The organism is Sulfurisphaera tokodaii str. 7, from assembly GCF_000011205.1.
GTDB lineage: Archaea > Thermoproteota > Thermoprotei_A > Sulfolobales > Sulfolobaceae > Sulfurisphaera > Sulfurisphaera tokodaii.
Genome location: NC_003106.2, coordinates 1,409,039 through 1,429,773, shown reverse-complemented (window position 1 = coordinate 1,429,773; position 20,735 = coordinate 1,409,039). Strand labels below are relative to the sequence as shown.

Annotated in this window: 20 protein-coding genes, 1 tRNA gene and 1 rRNA gene; 9 read left to right on the top strand and 13 right to left on the bottom strand. The window is 32.0% G+C overall.

Going from position 1 to position 20,735, the window contains the following annotated elements; translation table 11 throughout:
- Positions 1-14 precede the first annotated feature (14 nt).
- Positions 15-89: transfer RNA gene (locus STK_RS07985), tRNA-Arg, on the top strand.
- A gap of 66 nt (positions 90-155) precedes the next feature.
- On the opposite strand, the gene STK_RS07980 is transcribed toward STK_RS07985, so the two are convergent.
- From STK_RS07980 to map, 9 genes are all read right to left on the bottom strand, one after another.
- Positions 156-1,400: a glycosyltransferase family 4 protein gene (locus tag STK_RS07980; RefSeq protein ID WP_010979470.1), complete on the bottom strand. Its 1,245-nt coding sequence runs from the start codon at positions 1,398-1,400 to the stop codon at positions 156-158.
- Positions 1,401-1,410: 10 nt separating this feature from the next.
- Positions 1,411-1,791, bottom strand: a complete 381-nt coding sequence (rpl7ae, locus tag STK_RS07975; protein WP_010979469.1) for a 50S ribosomal protein L7Ae — start codon at positions 1,789-1,791, stop codon at positions 1,411-1,413.
- A 60-nt stretch (positions 1,792-1,851) separates the two neighbouring features.
- Positions 1,852-3,552: a glutamate--tRNA ligase gene (locus STK_RS07970; RefSeq protein ID WP_010979468.1), complete on the bottom strand. Its 1,701-nt coding sequence runs from the start codon at positions 3,550-3,552 to the stop codon at positions 1,852-1,854.
- Positions 3,539-4,225 (bottom strand): phosphoglycolate phosphatase, encoded by a 687-nt coding sequence (locus STK_RS07965; protein WP_052846565.1) that lies wholly within the window; start codon positions 4,223-4,225, stop codon positions 3,539-3,541. The genes STK_RS07970 and STK_RS07965 overlap by 14 nt, the downstream gene beginning before the upstream one ends.
- Positions 4,222-5,409 (bottom strand): HD domain-containing protein, encoded by a 1,188-nt coding sequence (locus STK_RS07960; RefSeq protein WP_010979466.1) that lies wholly within the window; start codon positions 5,407-5,409, stop codon positions 4,222-4,224. Before STK_RS07960 ends, STK_RS07965 begins: the two co-directional genes overlap by 4 nt.
- Before the next feature lie 42 nt (positions 5,410-5,451).
- A 5S ribosomal RNA gene (gene rrf / locus STK_RS07955) occupies positions 5,452-5,570 on the bottom strand.
- 49 nt (positions 5,571-5,619) lie between these two features.
- On the bottom strand, positions 5,620-5,814 hold the full coding sequence (locus tag STK_RS07950) for a hypothetical protein (protein ID WP_052846564.1): 195 nt from the start codon (positions 5,812-5,814) through the stop codon (positions 5,620-5,622).
- A complete protein-coding gene (locus STK_RS07945; RefSeq protein WP_010979465.1) occupies positions 5,811-6,953 on the bottom strand; it encodes a DUF1512 domain-containing protein in 1,143 nt (380 codons plus the stop codon). The genes STK_RS07950 and STK_RS07945 overlap by 4 nt, the downstream gene beginning before the upstream one ends.
- A gap of 182 nt (positions 6,954-7,135) precedes the next feature.
- Positions 7,136-8,029: a type II methionyl aminopeptidase gene (gene map, locus STK_RS07940; RefSeq protein WP_010979464.1), complete on the bottom strand. Its 894-nt coding sequence runs from the start codon at positions 8,027-8,029 to the stop codon at positions 7,136-7,138.
- Between the two features lie 53 nt (positions 8,030-8,082).
- Between map and STK_RS07935 the strand changes: the two genes are divergently transcribed.
- The 4 genes from STK_RS07935 to STK_RS07920 are packed head-to-tail and all read left to right on the top strand — an operon-like array spanning position 8,083 to position 12,552.
- Entirely contained in the window at positions 8,083-8,766 is a 684-nt protein-coding gene (locus tag STK_RS07935) for a metal-dependent hydrolase (protein WP_010979463.1), read from the top strand.
- Positions 8,767-10,176: a phenylalanine--tRNA ligase subunit alpha gene (locus STK_RS07930; RefSeq protein WP_010979461.1), complete on the top strand. Its 1,410-nt coding sequence runs from the start codon at positions 8,767-8,769 to the stop codon at positions 10,174-10,176. It abuts the gene before it with no gap.
- The gene (gene pheT, locus STK_RS07925) at positions 10,163-11,785 is read left to right on the top strand and encodes a phenylalanine--tRNA ligase subunit beta (RefSeq protein ID WP_010979460.1); all 1,623 of its coding nucleotides are present in this window, start codon (positions 10,163-10,165) and stop codon (positions 11,783-11,785) included. The genes STK_RS07930 and pheT overlap by 14 nt, the downstream gene beginning before the upstream one ends.
- Positions 11,785-12,552, top strand: coding sequence for an alpha/beta fold hydrolase (locus STK_RS07920; RefSeq protein WP_010979459.1), 768 nt, complete (start codon positions 11,785-11,787; stop codon positions 12,550-12,552). The genes pheT and STK_RS07920 overlap by 1 nt, the downstream gene beginning before the upstream one ends.
- On the opposite strand, the gene STK_RS07915 is transcribed toward STK_RS07920, so the two are convergent.
- On the bottom strand, positions 12,539-13,330 hold the full coding sequence (locus STK_RS07915) for a nicotinamide mononucleotide deamidase-related protein (RefSeq protein WP_010979458.1): 792 nt from the start codon (positions 13,328-13,330) through the stop codon (positions 12,539-12,541). The two genes, STK_RS07920 and STK_RS07915, sit on opposite strands and share 14 nt — an antisense overlap.
- Before the next feature lie 44 nt (positions 13,331-13,374).
- Here STK_RS07915 and STK_RS07910 point away from each other — a divergent pair, with 44 nt between their 5' ends.
- Positions 13,375-14,577, top strand: coding sequence for a PLP-dependent aminotransferase family protein (locus STK_RS07910; RefSeq protein ID WP_010979456.1), 1,203 nt, complete (start codon positions 13,375-13,377; stop codon positions 14,575-14,577).
- Here the strand turns inward: STK_RS07910 and STK_RS07905 are convergent.
- Positions 14,560-15,426, bottom strand: coding sequence for an alcohol dehydrogenase (locus STK_RS07905; protein ID WP_010979455.1), 867 nt, complete (start codon positions 15,424-15,426; stop codon positions 14,560-14,562). The two genes, STK_RS07910 and STK_RS07905, sit on opposite strands and share 18 nt — an antisense overlap.
- 52 nt (positions 15,427-15,478) lie before the next feature.
- Here STK_RS07905 and STK_RS07900 point away from each other — a divergent pair, with 52 nt between their 5' ends.
- On the top strand, positions 15,479-15,790 hold the full coding sequence (locus STK_RS07900) for a helix-turn-helix domain-containing protein (protein ID WP_010979454.1): 312 nt from the start codon (positions 15,479-15,481) through the stop codon (positions 15,788-15,790).
- On the opposite strand, the gene STK_RS07895 is transcribed toward STK_RS07900, so the two are convergent.
- Positions 15,777-16,166 carry a hypothetical protein gene (locus STK_RS07895; protein WP_010979453.1) on the bottom strand — a complete coding sequence of 130 codons (390 nt, stop codon included), beginning with the start codon at positions 16,164-16,166 and terminating at the stop codon, positions 15,777-15,779. The two genes, STK_RS07900 and STK_RS07895, sit on opposite strands and share 14 nt — an antisense overlap.
- A 54-nt stretch (positions 16,167-16,220) precedes the next feature.
- On the opposite strand from STK_RS07895, the gene STK_RS07890 reads away from it, so the two are divergent.
- Together STK_RS07890 and STK_RS07885 are read left to right on the top strand one after the other, a co-directional pair.
- A complete protein-coding gene (locus STK_RS07890) occupies positions 16,221-16,904 on the top strand; it encodes a DUF2192 domain-containing protein (RefSeq protein WP_052846962.1) in 684 nt (227 codons plus the stop codon).
- 39 nt (positions 16,905-16,943) lie between these two features.
- The gene (locus tag STK_RS07885; protein WP_010979450.1) at positions 16,944-17,846 is read left to right on the top strand and encodes a CBS domain-containing protein; all 903 of its coding nucleotides are present in this window, start codon (positions 16,944-16,946) and stop codon (positions 17,844-17,846) included.
- 245 nt (positions 17,847-18,091) lie between these two features.
- Here STK_RS07885 and STK_RS07880 read toward each other — a convergent pair whose 3' ends face one another.
- On the bottom strand, positions 18,092-20,707 hold the full coding sequence (locus STK_RS07880) for an ATP-dependent helicase (protein ID WP_198429806.1): 2,616 nt from the start codon (positions 20,705-20,707) through the stop codon (positions 18,092-18,094).
- Positions 20,708-20,735 lie beyond the last annotated feature (28 nt).

Below are 20,735 nucleotides of genomic sequence, written 5' to 3'. Positions count from 1 at the left end.
ATGCCATTTAATGAGGGCCCGTAGCTTAGCCAGGACAAAGCACGGGTCTCCGGAACCCGAGATCCCGGGTTCAAATCCCGGCGGGCCCGTCATAAACAGTTAAAATTGATAATTACCACATTTAATAGCATTAAAAGAACAATTTATGATTATAATTATATAGCATTTCTAGTAAACTGTTTTAAAAAATCTCTAGTTTCAATAGCTACATTTAACCAGTCAGAGTGTTTTTCTATAAACGCTCTTACTTTCTCATCTTCATGCTCCATAACATATTCTTTTTCAGGCATACTAAGTACTTCATTAGCTACTTTTGCTAAAGATAAATAATCATATTCTTTTACCATTTTCACTGGCTTTAATCCTCCATAAACAAACCTAATAGCTGGTATATCGTAGGCTACTACAGAAGTACCTAGGGCTAAAGTGTCTAAAACTACTAGTGAATACCCATCTTGGTGAGACGGATATATTAAAACTTTTGCCTTGCTAACCGTATCATATACTTCCTCGATTGGCTTATAACCACGATATTCAATATTCTTAGATTGAAGATTTTTTTTGTATTTTTCTGAAAATAATTTCCCAAAAACAATTATTTTGGTTGAAAGCCTCTCAGCAATTTTTGGTAATTCCATAAGACCTTTTTGAGGTACTAATCTAGCGAAGAAAACTGCATAATCACCTTTATCTTTTATTCTTCTATATTTAAAAATTAACTCTTTATCAAAAGCATTTCCAATTTCGTAAACTTTCACTGCCACATGATACTTTTTTGCTATTTCATCAAGTTTCGAATAGTAAATTGACGCATATGATACCGCGGCTATACCTCTTAATATTCCATCTTCCATGGGAATTTCATATGCTCTTTTATCAAACTTATAAAAAATAGACATTAAAGCATCATAAATAAAACCTTGAAGACCGAGAATCTTTCTATAGCCTCTACCAAAAGATGAATATCTAAAAGGTTCATCATGTAATAACTTAACCACTGGGACATTTAATTTCTTCCCTAAATAGTACGATAATCTTAAAGTGATAGTATCTTCATGCATATCATATATTATATCGGGCTTTATCCTATCTAGATCCCTTAATAAAACCTTGTCAGCTCCTATATCATTCCATCTAAATATAACTGTATGGGATTCTATAAAATAATTAGTAGTTCTTATTTTGCTTTTATATTTTTGAATATAATCATACACGAAAGGATATATTTGAACTCCAGCTTTTTCTAAGTCTTTTAAAATTTCAATTTTATTATCTACAAGAAAATATGGAACATATAATGTGACTTCTTCACCTAATTTAGAAAGACCTTTAAGAACATTTATAATGTGCGAAGAAACACCTGAAGGATTAAAAACATTCCCTATAGCAAAAATTTTCATACCAAAAAATTTAGCTTGCTTTACCTTTTAATTCTTCTACTCTTTTTACAATCTCATCTAATAAATCCTTTGCTTCTCCAGGATCTATAATAGCCGCTGAGGCAGCAGCCACTTGTAAGCCACATGCTTCTCCCAATGCCTTCTTTGACGGGACATAAACATATGGTATTTTCTTTTCCTCGCATAATAGTGGTAAGTGAGCTACTATTTCTTCGGGCTGCACGTCTGTTGCAATTACAACCAGCTTGGCTTGGCCTCTTTCTACAGCTTTTGTTGTCTCATTAGTTCCTTTCTTTATCTTTCCAGATTCCTTTGCTTTTCTTACAGCATCTAATACCTTATTAGCCAAATCCTCTGGTACATCGAATTTAACATATGAGGGTTTAGACATGCGTTCATCCTCCTCTTATTTCGTCACGCAAAAAAGAATTAACTTATTAGGTTAATAAAGTTACTCATGTGAGAATATTACGGTAACCTTATTATCGATCTTATTATCGACCCTAACGAACCCAAATCTTATGAACTGTACTATTTCATTGATTTTTAGATTCCCAATTTCTTTTTCTCCATAACCGGATATAGGTGGCTTCTCTTCATTCGGATCTGGTATAATTACCTCAACGTTAGAAGCTTCATCTTTTTTTACCCATTGTATGATTTTTGCATTTAATTTCTTCGCGTCTTCCAAAGTTTTGCTATGAAATATTAATTTATTTCCAGAAATTGTGACATTGCAAAGTTCCATTAACCTTACTACCGCACCTTCTTCTGCATCCTTCGCGTCAAGAAGAATCTTATCTCCAGGATTTACTAGAATTTCTCTATATTCTGAAGGTTTACTAGGGTTATATGGTATTTTTGCCCTAATTGGTTCTGATAACTCAATAATAAACTCCTTAGGCTGTTGAACGAACATAAGTCTCTTAGCTATTGGATCCAACTTCTTTCTATTAAGTGCAGCTAAATTGTCAAAACTTATAGTTGCATCACTAACCTTTAAACCTACTGTAATTATAGTTTCTATTATTGTTTCTGGTAGAATTCCTCTTCTCCTCAATCCAGCCAACGTAGGTAATCTGGGATCATCAATGCTTACGCCTTTCTCTAATACTGTTCTAATCTTTGATTTACTCATCATAAATCCTTCTAATCTAAGCCTACCAAATTCTTCAACATAAGGATATTTCCAGCCCATGTAGTTGTATATCCATTTCTGTTTTTCTGCATTTACTTCATGTTCTTTACCTCTGAAAATGTGAGTTATACCTAAGTCATGATCGTCTAAGGCACTTGCGAAATTATAAGTAGGCCAAATCCAATATTTATCTCCAGTGATAGGATGAGGGTTTTTCTTAACATCTATTATTCGAAGTAAAACCCAATCTCTTTGCGATGGATCAGGTAAAGAGAGATCAGTTTTTATCCTTACTACAGCTTCTCCTTCTTTAAACTCTCCATTAAGCATCTTCTCAAATAAGTAAAGATTATCCTCCGCTGATTTTAACCTATTTGGACAAGGTTTACTAGCATCTCTCATTTTTTTGAACTCTTCCTCTGAGCAAGTATCAACATATGCAAAACCTTTACTTATAAGCTCTTTAGCCATACTGTAATAGAATTCTAGTCTTTCTGACGCTTTAACTTCCTTATCCCACTTTATACCTAACCATTTAAGATCTTTCCTAATCCAATCGTACGCCTCTTTTATTGGCTTTTTAACCTTTGGATCAGTATCGTCAAACCTTAGGATAAACTCACCTTTATACATTTCAGCATATTTATAAGATATAATAGCCGCTCTAGCATTGCCTAAGTGAATTGGACCATCTGGGTTTGGCGCAAATCTTGTAACAAATTTCCCTTCAACTTTAATTGGAGGAAGAGTCTTCTTTTCTGGTTCTTCCTTTTTTTTCTCTTCGAGTAAATCTGGATATTTTTCTTTAAGTTCTCTCTCTTGGTCTTGAATACTCATTGAATTTACTTTTTCTACTATTTTCTTTGCTATCTCAGATATTTCCTTAGCTCTAGATCTTAAATCAGGACGCTCAACAAAAATTTTACTTACAACAGCTTTATCTTGCGCTTTACCACCGTGTTTATAAGCATTTTGTAGCGCGTATTTATATATTAATTCCTCAATTTCTTCCATCTAACTCACCTTTTAATATCTTATCTACGATTTCAACTACTCCTTTTCCACTATTATTTAAAGTAACATAGTTAGCTACCTTTTTAACTTCTTCATCACTATTACCTACAGCAACTTTTATGCCAACTTCTTCAAAAAACTCTATATCAGTACTTGAGTCTCCAATTCCTAAAACTTCTGATTTATTGATATTATGGAGTTCTATTAGTTTTCTTACGCCTATTCCTTTACCAGTTTGAGATTTCGAAATATGAATAGCATATCCACTACTCTTAATATAAAGACCCATATTTTTAGCCCATTCTATCATTTTATCGGAAAGAGTTGGAGGTGTAAAAGATAAATCACAGCACTTAAACTCATTTTGCCAACTCGAAATAACATTAAATATTTTACTAAATTTTTCTGCTAATGATTTATCAATAGGTTCGCATACTCTTACAAGCTCGTTATAGTATACTATACAACCATTTTCAGCGACCAAACCCCCATGAAAATAAAAATATGTGTAGAGACCTCTTAGTACTGGATAAGAATTACCGCTTACCAAACCTACCTTTATACCATTTTTCTCTAATCTTCTTAATGATTCTATTGCAGAGAGTTCTATCTCATATGAATTTCTATCAACTGTTAACGTACCATCTACGTCTACTAAAACTAACCTTATCAACTAAGTAAGTCCCTCGCTTTTTTTGAATACATGCCTTCAACATAAATTCTTCTGATATAAATAACTGAAGGAATTACGTTAAGTAGAGTACTTGAATACTCCTTTAGGTCCTTTTCTTTGTTCTTAGTCTTTATTTTTATTTTAGATTTATCTATGATTTTAATTGCTTCCTCAAACGGATATATAGCTGTTTCTGGAATTCCGTACCTAGTAAGTTTTAGCACATTTTCCTCTATTCTAGATTCAATATTTTGAAAAGAAATTTCTTCATAAACTACTTTAGGACCATTCCTATCTAAGAAATTTTTTATCTTAACTTTTATGCTGTCTGGTACAGATGGGTCAAATAGGCTTTCATATAATTTTGAAAATAACCATTCATCGTCCCAATATGCAAAGTAATTTGTAGTCACGCTATCTTTAAGAAAAGATTCATCGAAAATCCCGGGACAGCAGAATTCTGATAATTGAGAGAAAATATTTCTTAATTGAATTTCGTACCCTAAAATAGTTTTATGATAATAAACTGACTGGTACATATGCAATCTGGATATATAAAAATTTTCTAAGGAAGTTAATCCCTTATCAAGAATTATTATTGTTTTATTCTCTCCGTAATTAATAGTATCAATAAGTCTATCTAAATCTAAGTTACCTAATTGCACACCAGTATGTTTTGAATCTCTTATCAGATAATCCATCCTATCTACATCTACATCACTATCTATTATAGCTGAAAGAAAAGATTGACCATGATATATATCTAGTATTTTCTTCGAAGAAATAGAATATTCTTCAAATATCTCATTTATTTCTTGACTTTTTGTAATTATTAAATCTCTTAAATATTTATTACTAATATTCTTGCTAAGAAATAAAGGCTCAATAGAATGACTAAAGGGAAATTGACCCAAATCATTTAATAAAGCTGCAAGCCTAAGATACTGGATCTCTTCTTGGTTTATTATTCCTTCATTATAAAGTCTCAAGCCTAGTCTATTTGCTAAATGTAGTGCTCCAATAGAATGGCTAAACCGAGTATGCATAGCGCCTGGGTACACAATATAAGCTAAACTAGTTTGTTTAACTCGTCTTAATCTTTGGAAAATAGGTGTATCAACTAATTTTGTCTCTATATCATTAAGTGTTATATAACCATGAATCTCATCGAATATTTTTTTCATAATTAAAAGGGTGTAGTATTATTATTAAAAATTTGGTGAAGCCCATCTCGGCTTAGAAGGGCTGCGGGTCCTCGCGGATCCCACGGCCCTTCTAACGTGGGCGGCTTAACTTCCGGGTTCGAGACGAGTCCGGGTGTTACCCGCCCACTATGGCCGAGTGGGCAATTAATAAGTAGTTTAACTTCCTTAAAAAACTATCTTACATAATACTTACTTTTTCTCATTTAGTGATTTTGCGTAAATTCCCCAGATATATAATGGAGAACCGTCATTTGGACATGTACCATCAATCTTTAGCACAAAATCTCCTTCCCTAAATTGCCTTTCTACAGAATAAGAGCATTTTAAGCACTTTAGAACAGTGATAATTGTTTTATTCTGTTGAGTCTGATTAACTTGACTCACTGTGCAACACCTACTGTGTTACCTACACCCACTAAGATTACAGTATCACCTGGCTGAGTTCTCATCCTGATTAATTGTTTAACCATTTCGACTACTTTATCTGCAGCTTCATAAACTTCTTTTGGCATCTCAGTTATAGCCTCCTCCATACTCATTTTAACTATTAAAGCATCAATTGGAATATTGTATTTCACAGCAACCCTTTCAATAGCTATTTTTTCTGGTCCAGGATCACCCATTGCTACACCAGTTCCCTCTGCTATACTTCCAGTTTGCTCTCCTTCAAGCTTTGCAGCAGCATCAACAGTTATAATTCTGCTAACTTTTCCACCTAACTTATTAACAACATTTTCCACAGCCTCGCCTGGGGTTCCCACTGTTGCCATAGGCCCTTCAGCCTTTAATACTATTAATCTTCTCCCTTCAAATTCTGTTTCTCCTGCTATCATTTCTCTACTTGGTGACCATTTCTCAGATATATTAACTAAAAATCTTGAAGCTACTAGAGGTCCTAAGGAATCTCCGACCGGTATACCTTTTAGAAATACATCTTGTGCTTTTTCGTAAGCCTCAGCCATTTTAACAAGCATTGGTACAATAGACTGTAATTGTACCAATATAAAATAGCTTTGAAGTTTTTTCCCTAATATTAGATAATGTCTAATTACTTTATATATCATATTTAATGCGTTAACTATTTCAGCTGAAACTTCTATTTTGCTTCTAGTTACTGGATCCAAATTTGGCAAAGAAAGCATTATTAATTGTTTTATTTTATCTTCACTGGTTCTTATTAGAAGTCTCATTCTGCTTATTATATCAGTTGGTTCGACATTTACTGGGTCTATTGTAAACCATTCAGCAAATTTTTCTGTTAACTCATCTGCATTTACCGCACCATTCTTTTTAAGTAGCTCAACAGTTTTCTTTTTAGCATTTTTACTGAAATTCTCTAATTTCAAAAGCCCATTTTCTATATCCCTTGCAACAAAATAAATATACATCTTCTGTTGAAATCCAGGCAATGATAGTAGTATTATAATCAAGAAGAATACAAAGTAGCCTATTATAGTATAGGTAGCATTAATTTGACTTGAGCTACTTTGTGCATATGCTAATAGATCTAACATGCTTCTCATTGATTAATATTATATGCCACCTAATTAAACTTTATTAAAAATTAATGGATGGCTTAAATGTTGTTCATAGTGCTATTATTAAGCTATTTATAAATGGTTATGTTTCTACAGAAAGTAATAACATTAAATAAGATGTTTCCATGAGTTTAGATTAGATCATTTGCAACAAAATGTTAATCTTGTTAAGTTATAATTTCAGCACCATCTCTAGTAACTAGTACCGTGTGCTCAAACTGAGAAACTAATCCTTTTCTTACTTCTATTAAAATTGGATACGCCCTTAATGCACCCCTTCTTACTAAAGTTTTTAACATTTGTCTTATGTAATTAGGTTCTCCTAGATCTCTTAACCATCTTTCATTGAATGGTAGCATATTTGCTTTTTTATATATTTGAGCTAGGAATCTTTTTTCTTCATCAGTAAGTCCTTTAGCATTTAATGTTTTAATTGAATAAATAGTAATATCTTTACCTTCAATAACCTCTCCTTCCCCATTTGTTGCAAATGGTTCTATAGCATATGTATTACCTTCAATAATTCTTCCAAGGCCTCTTTCATAAATGTTTGGTACAAACACTCCAGCATGAAGTTCATATCGTCTTATCAAATGGCCTCCTAAATTCCTTATAGGTTTGAAACCATGGATCTTTATTATTTTTTCTATGTTTTTTCCAATCTCTCCTAAATCAGTACCGGGTTTAAAGTTAGCTATAGCAGCGTTGAGTGCATCTTTTGCTGCTTCAGCAAGTTTTTGGTATTTATCGTCTAATACTACTGTAACTGCCGTATCGGTAATATAACCATCAATATGAGCACCTATATCTAATTTTACTACCGCACCTTCTGGAATAGTTTTTTCATCATCTATTAATGGGCTATAATGAGCTGCTTCAGAATTTATAGACAGATTGCAAGGAAACGCTGGTTTAGCTCCCTCTTCTATTATTATCTTTTCTACTGTTTCACAAATATCATAAACTTTAGCTCCAGGTTTTATCAGCTTAGCACCATAATCCCTAGCCTTTGCAGCTATCTTGCCTGCTTTTCTTAATAATTCTAAATCTGATTCTTCCACACTGTAACAAAGGAATAGAAACTTTAATTTTTTCCTTTAAAATAACTTTGTATATGCCACAATTAAGATGGCTAGGTCACGCAGCAGTTGAATTAAATCTAGGCGGTAAGCATATTGTAATAGACCCAATGATAAAAGATAATCCAGTATCACCAGTAAAATTAAATTATTTTGAAAATAATTTAAACTTAATAATAGTAACTCATGACCATTATGACCATTTAGGAGATACTGTTGAATTAATGAAAATAAATCCTAAGGCTTATCTATTTGCAACTTACGATTTAGAAAATTATCTTGCTACTCAATTTAATATACCTTGGGAAAGAATGATCCCGGCAAATGTAGGAGGTTACATAGATTTTGATGGCATAAAGTTAGCATTAACTAAGGCTGTTCACTCGAGCGAACATAGTGATCCTACTGGGGCTATTGTAAGCGGAGAAGGAGTTACAATTTATCATGCTGGAGATACTGGATTATTCGAGGATATGAAACTTATTGGAGAGATCTTTAAACCAGATTACGTTCTTTTACCAATAGGAGGGCGCTTTACTATGGATCCTTATCAAGCTGCGATTGCTGTCGAAATGCTTAAACCAAAGAAGTACGCTATTCCTATTCATTATAATACATGGGATCTAATAAAAGTAGATCCTAATGATTTTGTAAAAGAAGTTTCAAAAAGAGGATATAAAGCTTTAGTACTTCAGCCAGGGCAGAGTGTGGAGTTATAGATGTTAAGTGAAAACGAAATTAAAATTCTAGAGTATTTAAGTAAGAAAAGGGAAGCTTCAGCTGAGGATATAAGCAAACAACTTAACATACCCATAGAAAGCGTTTTCAGTATTTCACAGTTACTAAAAGAAAAAGGATACATAGAAGTTGAGGAAAAAAAAGTTATAAAATATGAGCTTACTGATGAAGGAAAAAGAAGATTAAAGGAGGGTTTTCCAGAGGAAAAACTAGTTAAATTATTAGATGGAAAAGAGAAAAAAATACATGAATTAAAGGATAAACTAGGAAGAGATTTTGAAATTTCTATTGGATGGGCTAAAAGAAAAGGGCTTGTAAAAATAGATGGAGACACAGTCATACCACTTGTTAAAGACTATGAGGCAAAGGAAGAAAAAGAAGCATTAATAAATCCAGAAAAAGCAAACAAAGATATTTTGCAGCAATTATTAAATAGAAAACTACTCATAAAAAAAGAGGAAAAAATATTGAATATAAGACTTATAAGAGAACCCTTAGAAATCAAACCGGCATTAATATTTTTAACTCCAGAGCTTTTAGCTAGCGGGGAATGGAAAAAATATGCTTTAAGGGAATATAACGTAGAAGCTTATCCTCCTTTTTACCCTATAGGGAAAAAACATTTCTTTAAAGAATTCCTAGAGAGATTAAGAGATTTAATGAGAGACTTAGGATTTAAAGAAGTATACAGTGATTATGTAGAGATAGAATTTTATAACTTTGATCTTCTATTTCAAGCTCAAGACCACCCTGCTAGAGAAATTCATGATAGTTTTGCAATAAGTGGTAAAGGTAAATTAACCGACGAGAAATTAATACAGAGAGTTAAACAAATCCATGAGAGAGGATGGAAGTATAATTGGGATGTCAATATTTCAATGAGACTTATGTTAAGAAGTCAAACTACAGCAACTACTGCAAGAGTTTTAGCATCAAGACCTAAACCACCAATAAGAGTTTTCACGATAGGTAAAGTCTTCAGACCAGATTCGATAGATGCTACACACTTAATTGAATTTCATCAACTAGATGGTTTAGTAATAGAAGATAATTTCACTTTTAGAGATTTATTAGGTACTCTTAAGGAAATATTCAACGGTATCGGAATTAAAGAAATAAGATTTAAACCAGCCTATTTTCCATTCACTGAACCAAGCGTGGAAGTTTACGGAAAAATAGAGGGATTAGGATGGGTTGAGATGGCTGGGGCAGGTTTGTTAAGACCAGAAATCCTAGAAGCAGTTGAAATTAGCTCATCTGCTGGTGCATGGGGATTAGGAATAGATAGATTAGCTATGTTACTTCTTGGTCTTAAAGATATAAGATTATTATACGCTACAGATATTGAATACCTAAGAAATAGAAAGGTTGAGATAAATGCCGACAATTAATATATACAAGTGGCGTCTATTAAATGAGTTAAAAATTAGTGAAACCCAATTAGAGGATTTATTATTTAATCTAAAGTCTGAAATGAAACCAATAGACCAAGATCATATAGAGATAGAAATAAACAATGATAGACCAGATTTACTATTTGTTTATGGAATTATTAGATCAATAAAGGGGCTTCTTAAGAAAGAGTTAGGAGAACCAAGATATAGCGTCAAAGATACTGATTACGTATTTGAGATTAAAGAAGTACCAAGTAGGCCTTATGCTCTAGCAGCTGTTGTTGAAGATATTAAGTTTGATGATGAGTTATTAAAGGAACTTATTCAATTTCAAGAGAAACTTCATATAACTGTTGGGAGAAAAAGGAAAAAAATTGCTATAGGATTACATGATTTAAAGAAAATAGATTCTAAACATATTATCTACACAACTGTTAATTTAGATTATAAATTCATTCCATTAAACTCAGATAAAGAAATGAGCGTAAGAGAGATCCTTGAATCAACACCTCAGGGAAAAGAATATGGAAATATTTCACTTTTAGATGGAAAGATGCCAGCAATAATGCAAGATGATGGGCAAATTTTAAGTTTACCACCAGTTATAAATTCAGAAAAAACTAGGATTAACAGTAAAACGCAAAGCCTTTTCATAGATGTTACTGGAACTTCACTTGATACAGTTATATTCACACTAGATGTTATAGTTACTAATCTTGCGGAAATGGGCGGAAAAATTGGTAGAATAAAAGTAATTTCACCATATGTGGATAACTCTCCATTGCTTCAACATAAATCTATAAAGATTACAGCAGAATATATAAATAAAATTCTTGGAACAAATCTGAATAAGAATGAAATAATAGAATATTTAAAAATGGCTCGGTTTGATGTTAACGATCTAGGAAAAGAAATAGAAGTTATAATTCCCCCGTATAGAAATGATATCTTGTCTCAAATAGATATTACAGAAGAAGTTGCAATTACATATGGATACAACAATTTGTCACCAACACCATATAAAATAGAAAAAATAGGTTCCTTGTCTGATAGAACTAAGTTAATACGAGTATTAAGGGACTTAAGCGTTGGAGGAGGATTTACAGAGATATTTACATTTACTTTGATTAGTGAATCCCTTCTTCTTGGAGATTTTGTTAAAATACTTAACCCAATTACAGTTGACTATAATTCAGTAAGAAACTCACTTTTACCAAGTATATTAATATTCTTAAGCAAAAATCAACACGCTAGAATGCCTATTAGAGTCTTCGAAATAGGAGACGTTGTAATTAGAAACGAGAACACTGAAACTGGCTATTCAAATAAATTAAATGCCGCATACGCCATTATGAATAGTAGAGTGAGTTTTGAGGAACTGCAAGCTCCGCTTCATGAAATCCTAAATAGTCTTGGAATAAATCCTATATATAAAAGAGATACTAATCCCCTCTTTATAGAGGGAAGGACTGCGTCTATTTATGCAAATAACAAAAAGATAGGAATTATTGGTGAAATTAACCCAAATATACTGGAAAAAATAGATATTGAATACCCAATTGTTATGAGTGAAATTTATTTAGATGAAATAAAAGACATACTTTAATGTTCGCTTATCTTTCAAATGGAATTAGAATTTTTTATGAAGATAGAGGAAAATATGAAAATAAAACTATTATTCTAATTCATCATCTTGCAGGAAGCATTAACAGTTGGAAGTATATTACGCCAATATTATCCGAAAAATTTAGGGTCCTTGTATACGATTTAAGAGGACATGGTAGATCCTCAATTCCTCCAGGTCCATACAAAATAGAAGAACATTCAGAAGATTTAAAGGAGCTAATAGAAGAACTTGGAATAGAAGATCCAATAATTGTTGGACATTCTATAGGTTCTCTAATAGCAATAGATTACGCTTTAAATAATTATGTTAAGAAACTTATTTTAATAGGAGCTTTATATAAAGCACCTAACCCTGAACCTTATCAGAAATATGTTTCAATAGCCATGAATTTAGGAATGGTAGCATTAGCAGAATATCGTAGAAGTCAGGGAGAACTCTCAAACTCTTTAATAAATAATCCGACTTTATGGAAAGACTTTATTAATATTTATAATGAAAACACACCTTTAGGCTATAAATATGCTGTAGAAGGTTTACTTTCAGCAAAAGATTACTTAAAGGAATTACAAAAAATAGATAGTAATGTATTGCTAATTTATGGCGATGAAGATAAATTATCTGCAAACGTTACTGTTTTCCAGCAGAACATACGCAACTTGACTGTACAAACATTTAAGGGTTACGGACACTTCTTAAATCTAGAGGAACCAAAAGGTTTAATAGAAGCTATAGTTAACTTTGTATAATTGTTCCACCTAGTTTAACCCCTATTTCTTTTAATTCCTCTAATGCTTTTTGAATTCTTTCTTTTATTTCTGCTTCATTTTCTGAACTGCCGGCTATTTGAATTTCAAGAATTGGCTTTGATAGTTCTTGTCCCTTAGGATGAGTTTTTATATATAAATCATATTTCTTAACAAGCTGTTTCACATATGGAGCAATAGTCGACTCCATTACACCTTCTAAAAGAAAACTCGTTTCTAGATACTTAACACTAGGTCTATCTTTCAAATATTTTTTAATGAAATTCTCCAGCACATCTTCCATTTCTTTAGGTACTCCAGGTGTAGCTAAAATAGTTATACCTTGATAGACAATAAGTATTCCTGGAGCTACACCAGCATTATTTTCTACTGGGATTGAACCTTTAGGCATTATTGCCATTTTCTTTCTTTCTTCAGTTATTTCTATGTTAAGTTTGGAATATTTTTCTAATAACATTTTGTAAGCAATTTCATTTAATTCTAACTCTATATTTAATGCCTTAGCTAAACCTTCATTAGTTTTATCATCATAAGTGGGACCTAAACCACCAGTAGATATAATAATTCTGGGTCTTCTATTAATAGCTTCTCTGAAAGCGGAAACTATTTCCTCAATTTCATCTCTAACTACCGTTATTCTTCTTACGGTATATCCTAATGACGTTAATCTCCTTGCTATGTGAGAAGCATTAGTATTAATTGTTCTTCCAGTAAGAATCTCATTTCCAATGTTTATTATCTCAGCGTACCAAATCTCCACAATAATAGATAAAAACTTTTAAGTATATATAGGGTTGTGAAAGCATGTTCGAAAGATTTCTTTCAAAAGACGTATCAAATTTAAGGTCGTCAGAAATTAGAGATTTATTAAAACTGACTGAAGGAAAAAAAGTTATTAGTTTAGCTGGCGGTTTACCAGATCCTACTACTTTTCCCGTTGAAGAGATTAGAAAAATAACTGACGATGTACTCAGAGAAAAATCTGATAGAGCCCTACAATATTCAACAACGTCTGGGATAACTGAGTTCAAAAAAGAGCTTGTTAACCTATCAAGATACAGAGGAATAAGCGGTATAAATGAAAATAATACATTCGTAACTGTAGGAAGCCAAGAAGCCTTATTTATGATATTTAATCTCCTAGTAGATCCAGGAGATACTGTAATCGTGGAAATGCCCACATATCTTGCTGCACTTAATATTCTTAGAGCAAGAAAACCCAATTTCATTGGCGTCCATCTTACACAAAATGGTCCAGACCTTGATGAATTAGAGAGAAAAGTAAAAGAGAGCATAAGTAATGGCAAAAAACCGAAGCTAATGTATGTTATACCTACAGCTCAAAACCCTGGAGGAACAACAATGAGTTTAGATGATAGGAAAAGACTTCTTGAAATAGCTCAAAAATACGACTTTTTACTTATAGAAGATGATGCTTATGGCTTTTTAGTTTTTGACGGAGAAGCACCACCACCACTTATAAGTTTAGATAAAGAAGGAAGAGTAATATATACATCTACATTCAGTAAAATTTTAGCTCCAGGTTTAAGATTAGGATGGGTTATAGCACAAGAAGAGTTTATTAGAGAAATGGAGTTATACAAGCAGAATATAGATTTGCATACTCCTACACTTACTCAAATGATAGCAATGGAGGCAATAAAGAGAGGAGTTATACAAAATCAGTTACCATTGATTAGAAGAGTATATAGAGAAAAAAGAGATGTAATGCTAGCAGCAATAGAGAAATACTTCCCGAAAGAAGCTACGTGGAGCAGACCAGTTGGAGGAATGTTTGTTTTTGCCTGGTTACCAGAAAAAATAGATACAGTAAAGATGTTAGAGGAAAGCATGAGAAGAGGAGTAGCCTATGTTCCTGGATCTAGTTTCTACCATGATTATTCTGGGAGAAATACTATGAGATTAAACTTCAGCTATCCTACTAAGCAAGAACTAGAAGAAGGTATTAAAATCCTAGGAAATACTATATTAGATTTTCTTAAATAATTTTTCGATATTAATTATAATCCCGGGTTTTGACGTAGGAATTGAAGAGAATAGATCGTCAGATACCCCAATAAGCTCATTAAATAATTTATCACTAATTTCACTTTCTATATATTCGAAAACTCCATTAGTTTTTGTAGGTTCTATTAATTTTATGTTGTTAGGACTTAAAGCAGGCCAAGTATTCATGAACTTAGGCATTATAACTACAGCGTCAATAGGTAAAGATCTTAATACAGCTCTTGGCCAACTCCTCATAGTTGTAATTAATATCACTTCCCATTTTGTGTTGTCGATTTCTTTGACTTCTTCAACCCCATAAATCTTTACTTTATAAGCATCGTCCCTAAACATACTAATTTTATTTGCATAACCTACAAGCATCTGTGCAGAAATTAACCCCGTTAATCCATCACCTATAATGAGAACATTTTCGCCTCTCGCTATTTTCCTTAACTGTAATCCAATACTAACAAAAGGGTATAAAATGAATTTTTCTATATAATCTGACGGAAGAGGCACTATTGAATCATCTGGAATGACGGCTTTCTCAACTAATATACCATCTATTTCTGTCCCAATTCCACCGTATTTTTTTGAATAAGGTAAAACAATAGCATGTTTTCCTTCTAATTGAGTATCAACATCCAAACCCACGGCATCAATTTTTACAATCCCAGTGCTTCCTAATATTGTTCCAGGATGTATCCAAAGTAACCCAGTATAAATTGAGTTTTCTATTCCAGATATTAATACCTTTATGGGAGATACTAGTAAGAAATCATTTTTAATAGGCTTTTCAACGATATCTTTCATTGTAATACCTAAATCAAATACTATTGCATTCATTCAATACTAATTATGGTAAGCTATTATTAAATTTAAGGAAAAAGGAATAGATATGAGAATTATACATAATCTTAGTAAGGATGCTAGAGAGAGAATAATAAGTCTTTTACTAGAAAAGAGAAGTAAAAAAGAGTTGGCAGAAGAGTTAGGCATATCGCCCTCTGCTATAACCAAATTTTTAAATGGATTAACGCATCCAAGTGATGAAACTATAGAGAGAGCAATAGAAATAGCTGATGAGGAGGAAAAAGAAAGAATATACGAGATAATAATCGAAGATATAGTGGAAAGTCTTGAGGAATTCATAAAAAATAATTATTTTAATAGTGAAAAAATTAAAAACATCATAATTAGATCTTTTTAGGCTCGTATAAAGGACATGTTATGCATAATTCCGGGAACTTTGCTACTACAACTTTTTTGGAACCATTTTCAGTAACAAATATGGCATCTTGTGGAATACCTAATTTTTCGGGCTCGCTTATACTCCAAGCAGAGCATGAGTCATTATTTACGTATCTACAAGTCTTTGATTTCCATATACCTTGTGATTTTGCTATATTTAACCAGCTTGTTATTGTATGTAGTTTATCTAGTTCTGATTTTATTTTTTCAAACTCTATATTATTATTATCATTAATTTGTTTAATTTTATCCTCTAATTGCTTTATTTCATTTTCTAAATCTGAAGCCGATATAAGGACAATATTAGGTTTAAGCGTCTCTTCTGTTGTGCTCATGTTATTATGATTAATTTTAATACTTTTTTAAGGAGGAGTGCTAATAAAAACGGTATGGTTAAAGAGATTTACAAAGAGCGCGTCAAAGTACTTACCGATCTTTGGAGCAAAATATTACAAGATGAAAATCTAGCTAGGGGAGATGTTATCGAGCTACTTAAAGAGTCTTATGAGGAAAAAGGTATAAAACCTATAAGAGGTTTTAAGGCAGAAGATCTATATGAGAAAGAATTAATTAGCCTATATGTCGTAGGAAAGGACGGATTAGGACTATTTGATGATTATAGAGACGTTTTTAATAGACTCTTTAGTTTTGAAATAAACTATGATGATGCCCTAAAACTTATACTAGAAAATAAACCTTTAGACGCTTATGAAAAACTTGATAGAGATAAAGGTAATGTTGCAAAATCTCTAAGGCTAGCATTTATTGAAACCGTGTTTTCGTTTAAGCCAGAGGAAATCTTGTTTAATGCAATAAGGAATCTAAATAACACAGCTTTAGATGACTTAAAACATACTGCAGTTAGCTTCTCAAGATTTTATACAGCGTTTAAGATAGCTGAAGGAATTGCAGAAAAAAGTATAAGAGATAAAATGTCGTTAGAAGTTATGAAAAAAGTAATAGCTATAAATATTGGAATAAAATATCCTTTACCAAGGCAAGAATATATTAGTTTGATAGCTTCAGAAGTATTTAACATTAATCAAAAAATTCTAAAAAGAATATTTTCTTAGGGAATTATTTTTAAACCTAAACTTGTATTATAATTATTGATGCAGAATCTATCATCTACTCAGAGGGAAATACTTCTAGCATTAGTAGACCTATATAACAGGTATAAAAGAATGATAAAAAGCAAAGAAGTTGCTGACGTTATTGGAAAGGATGAGGGAACAGTTAGAAACATAATTCTTAGCCTTAAAGTCTTAGGCTTAATAGAATCTAAACCGGGTCCTAATGGTGGTTATGTTCCTACCTTAAAAGCCTACGAGTCTATTAAAAATCCAATTATTACACCGGTATTTGATCAAATAAGTTTATATAAGGATGGGCTAGAAACAGATATAAAAATTAGTAATATTGAACTTCTTGATATTACAAATCCTTCTGGTAATAAAGTACTTTTAAGAGTAAATGGTGATTTGAGAAAATTAAAAGTAGGAGATTCTATAAAGATTGGTCCTATTCCCTACACTAGACTCGTAATAGAAGGAGTTGTTATACATATTGACGATACAAGAAAAGAGTTAATCGCAGATGTAACCAGAATGATTAGTATACCCAAAGTTCAGATAAAAAGTTTGATCTCAAAGAAATTAGTAGCCCTAAAACCTGATATGACTTTAAAAGAAGCGTCCCAAATATTCTACAAGGAAGGAATCAGAGGAGCACCGGTACTTGATAATGAAGGAAAAACATTAGGAATCTTGACTACTGCTGATATAATTAAGGCTTTCTTTGAAGGGAAATATGATGCAAAGGTGAGTGAATATATGAAAAGTAATGTTATTAGTATAAGAGATGAAGATGATATTTTAACTGCAATAAAGAAAATGTTAATATATAATGTAGGTAGACTGCTAGTATATAATCAAGATCAAAAAGTTATAGGAATAGTTACAAGAACAGATATACTTAAGACAATAGCGGGTTTAGAGGAGTTGATAACTCCTTGAGAAAAGAGAAAATTGGAATTCTTCTACAAGATAATACAATTATTTATATTGAAAATGTATCTAAAAATGAAAATAGATTTGAAATTAACACAGAAGAATTTTATAAATATTTACCAAAAATTAAAGCTATTATACATACTCACAAAGAGTCTTGCGAGCCTAGCATCATTGATATAATAGGCATGATTTACTGGAATTTTCCATGGATTATAGCTAGTAACAATTGTGTAAAATCCTATAGAATTTTAGATTTCAGTATATTTGAGATCGATATTAATTCCCTTATTCCTCAAGAATTCAATAACCTTATCATGCAACTTTCTCAGTAAATCTCTCTTTTCTTCAGCTAACACAACATCAGAGTGCTCTTTCAAGATAATATTATGAGCAAATGGACTAGGAATTCTGTTAGGACCTATGACCTTTACATCTATCTCTCTTTCTCTCACTTTTTTAACTATCTCTATGGCTTTTTCTATATCCATATAGTCTTCCAATATTTCTCTTATTGTTTCTTTCAATACTGGAAATCCTTCATATTCTTTGACTACATTTAATAGAATCTCTGAATTAAGTTGTCTTCTATCAATACTAGTTTCCTTTCCCTTATAACGTCTTAGGAGCATAAAGGATCTTTCGGCACAATGCCTGAATCTTTTCTTTATCATTTCTGTTCTTAATATAACCTTAGATAGTATCTCATACAGTTCATTAGGGTCTAACTTATATAATACATCCTTAATATCATAATCTATAATTTTAGGTATAGTTATAATAAAACCATTATCAGTAATAGATACTCTCACATCCAAATTTAATTCTTCACTAACTACGAAAGCTACTGCCCTAGATAATGCATCAAGAGCTCTTCTACCATACAGAGCATGAAATATAAAATTTCTCCTATTCTCTTCATCATCATAAATTTCTATTAAAATTAATTTATCAGTAGGAACAATACCATTTGTAAATAAGTACTCTTCTAATACATATTCATATATAGACCAAGCTGCATGTTTGCTAATTTCGTATTCCTTTGATATAATCTCAATAGCTTTTTTCTCATCAATACCTTTTTCAATTAAATTAGCCACAAAGCCCCTAAACTTTCCAACCTCTAATGCAGAATCGTAAGCTAAAGGAAGCATTTCTGAAAACCAACTTGGAACTGTTGGCCTTTGACCTTCAGCACTTCTAACAATTGCTAGATTACCTTCACTTCTAATAAACTCATAAGTTTTCCCCGATAATACAAATATGTCACCTGGAATTAGAATTTCAGCAAAGTCCTCTTCCAAATTGCCTACATATTTTCCATCTTCTGTCTTTACTGCTATATTAGCTTCGTCAGGAATAGTACCACTATTTAAAAAGAATATCATTCTAGATCCTCTTTTAGGCTTAATTATGCTATTTTCAACTCTAATCTTAGAGTACACATTTTTAGCTTCTAGCTCATAACTACCTTGTAAATATGACAAAACAGAATCAAATTCTTTATAATCTAAGTTATGATAATTATAAGCTCTAGTTATAATTTTAAATAATTCTTCTTTATTAACTGGAGTAATTAAAGAAGCAGCTACTATAAGTTGAGACAAAACATCTAAAGGCTTCATTGGGATGTGAATGTTATCTATCTTTCTGTCCCTAGCTAACTTAGCTAAAACAGTACATTCTACTAAATCATCTCTATCTACAACGACAATTCTACCTTTACTTATATTCCTTATATTATGTCCAGCTCTTCCAATTCTTTGTAACAATCTACTTACACTTTTTGGGCTACTAAGAAGAATGACTAGATCAATATATCCTATATCGATTCCTAACTCTAGGCTAGTAGATGATACGACTACCTTTAATTCTCCCCTTTTTAACTTTTCCTCTACTTCTAATCTTACATCCCTACTAAGACTACTGTGATGAGCTGCTACTAAATCACTGTCGAAAATCTTCTGTGTCTCAAAAATTTTCCTTAATTTATACGATACTCTTTCAGCCGCACTTCTTGTATTAGTGAAAATCAAAGTTGTTTTATGTTTTTTTATTTCTTCTACTAAGTATGAATATATTCCTTGACTTACTTCTTCTTCTGTTGCATGAACTAAATCTTTCACTGGCGAAATTACTCTAATATCTATAGGTTTTACAAATCGTGCGTCTACTATATTATATTCTCTGTCTTTACCAACTAAGAATTTTGCTACCTCATCTAAAGGAGATACTGTAGCACTTAAGCCTATTCTTACTAACTCATTTTTTGCAACTAGGGCTTGATATAATTCTAACATACCCATCAAATAAGCTCCTCGTTTACTATTAGCCAATTCATGAATCTCATCAACTATAATCCATTTTGCATCACTAAGTTTCTCTCTAAATTTTGGGGAAACAAGGGAAATCCCAAACGATTCTGGAGTTGTAATCAGAATGTGAGGAGGATTTCGTAACATTTTTTGCTTTTCATAGGAAGAAGTATCACTAGTCCTTACAGCAATTCTTATTTCGGGTAAATCTGGGTTTTTCTCTTTTAGTTCTTGTAAAGGTTCAAATAGATTTCTTTTCATATCATTATTAAGAGCCCTTAAAGGGGATATGTAAATAGCATAAATTTTGTCTTCTAATTGATTCTTATATCCCAAATCTATTAATGTATCTAGTATCCCAAGAAATGCTGCAAGCGTCTTACCACTACCAGTAGGGCTAGATACCAAGACATTTTTATTCATCTTTATTAAGGGTATAGCACCACGCTGAGGAGGAGTAAAGGTCTTATATTTCTCTTTAAACCAACGTGCTACTTGAAACGTTAACATACTTAGTATTTCATCATCGGTTAAGTAATTTGTATAATTAATTTCCATCCAGATGTAGATAACTAGTTAG

Bases quoted from the DNA above. Each gene is read 5' to 3' on its own strand.
- STK_RS07970 (WP_010979468.1), bottom strand. From the start codon at position 3,552: ATGGAAGAAATTGAGGAATTAATATATAAATACGCGCTACAAAATGCT.
- STK_RS07930 (WP_010979461.1), top strand. From the start codon at position 8,767: ATGTTAAGTGAAAACGAAATTAAAATTCTAGAGTATTTAAGTAAGAAA.
- STK_RS07945 (WP_010979465.1), bottom strand. From the start codon at position 6,953: ATGAGAAGCATGTTAGATCTATTAGCATATGCACAAAGTAGCTCAAGT.
- STK_RS07980 (WP_010979470.1), bottom strand. From the start codon at position 1,400: ATGAAAATTTTTGCTATAGGGAATGTTTTTAATCCTTCAGGTGTTTCT.
- STK_RS07900 (WP_010979454.1), top strand. From the start codon at position 15,479: ATGAGAATTATACATAATCTTAGTAAGGATGCTAGAGAGAGAATAATA.
- pheT (WP_010979460.1), top strand. From the start codon at position 10,163: ATGCCGACAATTAATATATACAAGTGGCGTCTATTAAATGAGTTAAAA.
- STK_RS07905 (WP_010979455.1), bottom strand. From the start codon at position 15,426: ATGAATGCAATAGTATTTGATTTAGGTATTACAATGAAAGATATCGTT.
- rpl7ae (WP_010979469.1), bottom strand. From the start codon at position 1,791: ATGTCTAAACCCTCATATGTTAAATTCGATGTACCAGAGGATTTGGCT.
- STK_RS07885 (WP_010979450.1), top strand. From the start codon at position 16,944: ATGCAGAATCTATCATCTACTCAGAGGGAAATACTTCTAGCATTAGTA.
- STK_RS07890 (WP_052846962.1), top strand. From the start codon at position 16,221: ATGGTTAAAGAGATTTACAAAGAGCGCGTCAAAGTACTTACCGATCTT.
- STK_RS07960 (WP_010979466.1), bottom strand. From the start codon at position 5,409: ATGAAAAAAATATTCGATGAGATTCATGGTTATATAACACTTAATGAT.
- STK_RS07935 (WP_010979463.1), top strand. From the start codon at position 8,083: ATGCCACAATTAAGATGGCTAGGTCACGCAGCAGTTGAATTAAATCTA.
- STK_RS07910 (WP_010979456.1), top strand. From the start codon at position 13,375: ATGTTCGAAAGATTTCTTTCAAAAGACGTATCAAATTTAAGGTCGTCA.
- STK_RS07920 (WP_010979459.1), top strand. From the start codon at position 11,785: ATGTTCGCTTATCTTTCAAATGGAATTAGAATTTTTTATGAAGATAGA.
- STK_RS07895 (WP_010979453.1), bottom strand. From the start codon at position 16,166: ATGAGCACAACAGAAGAGACGCTTAAACCTAATATTGTCCTTATATCG.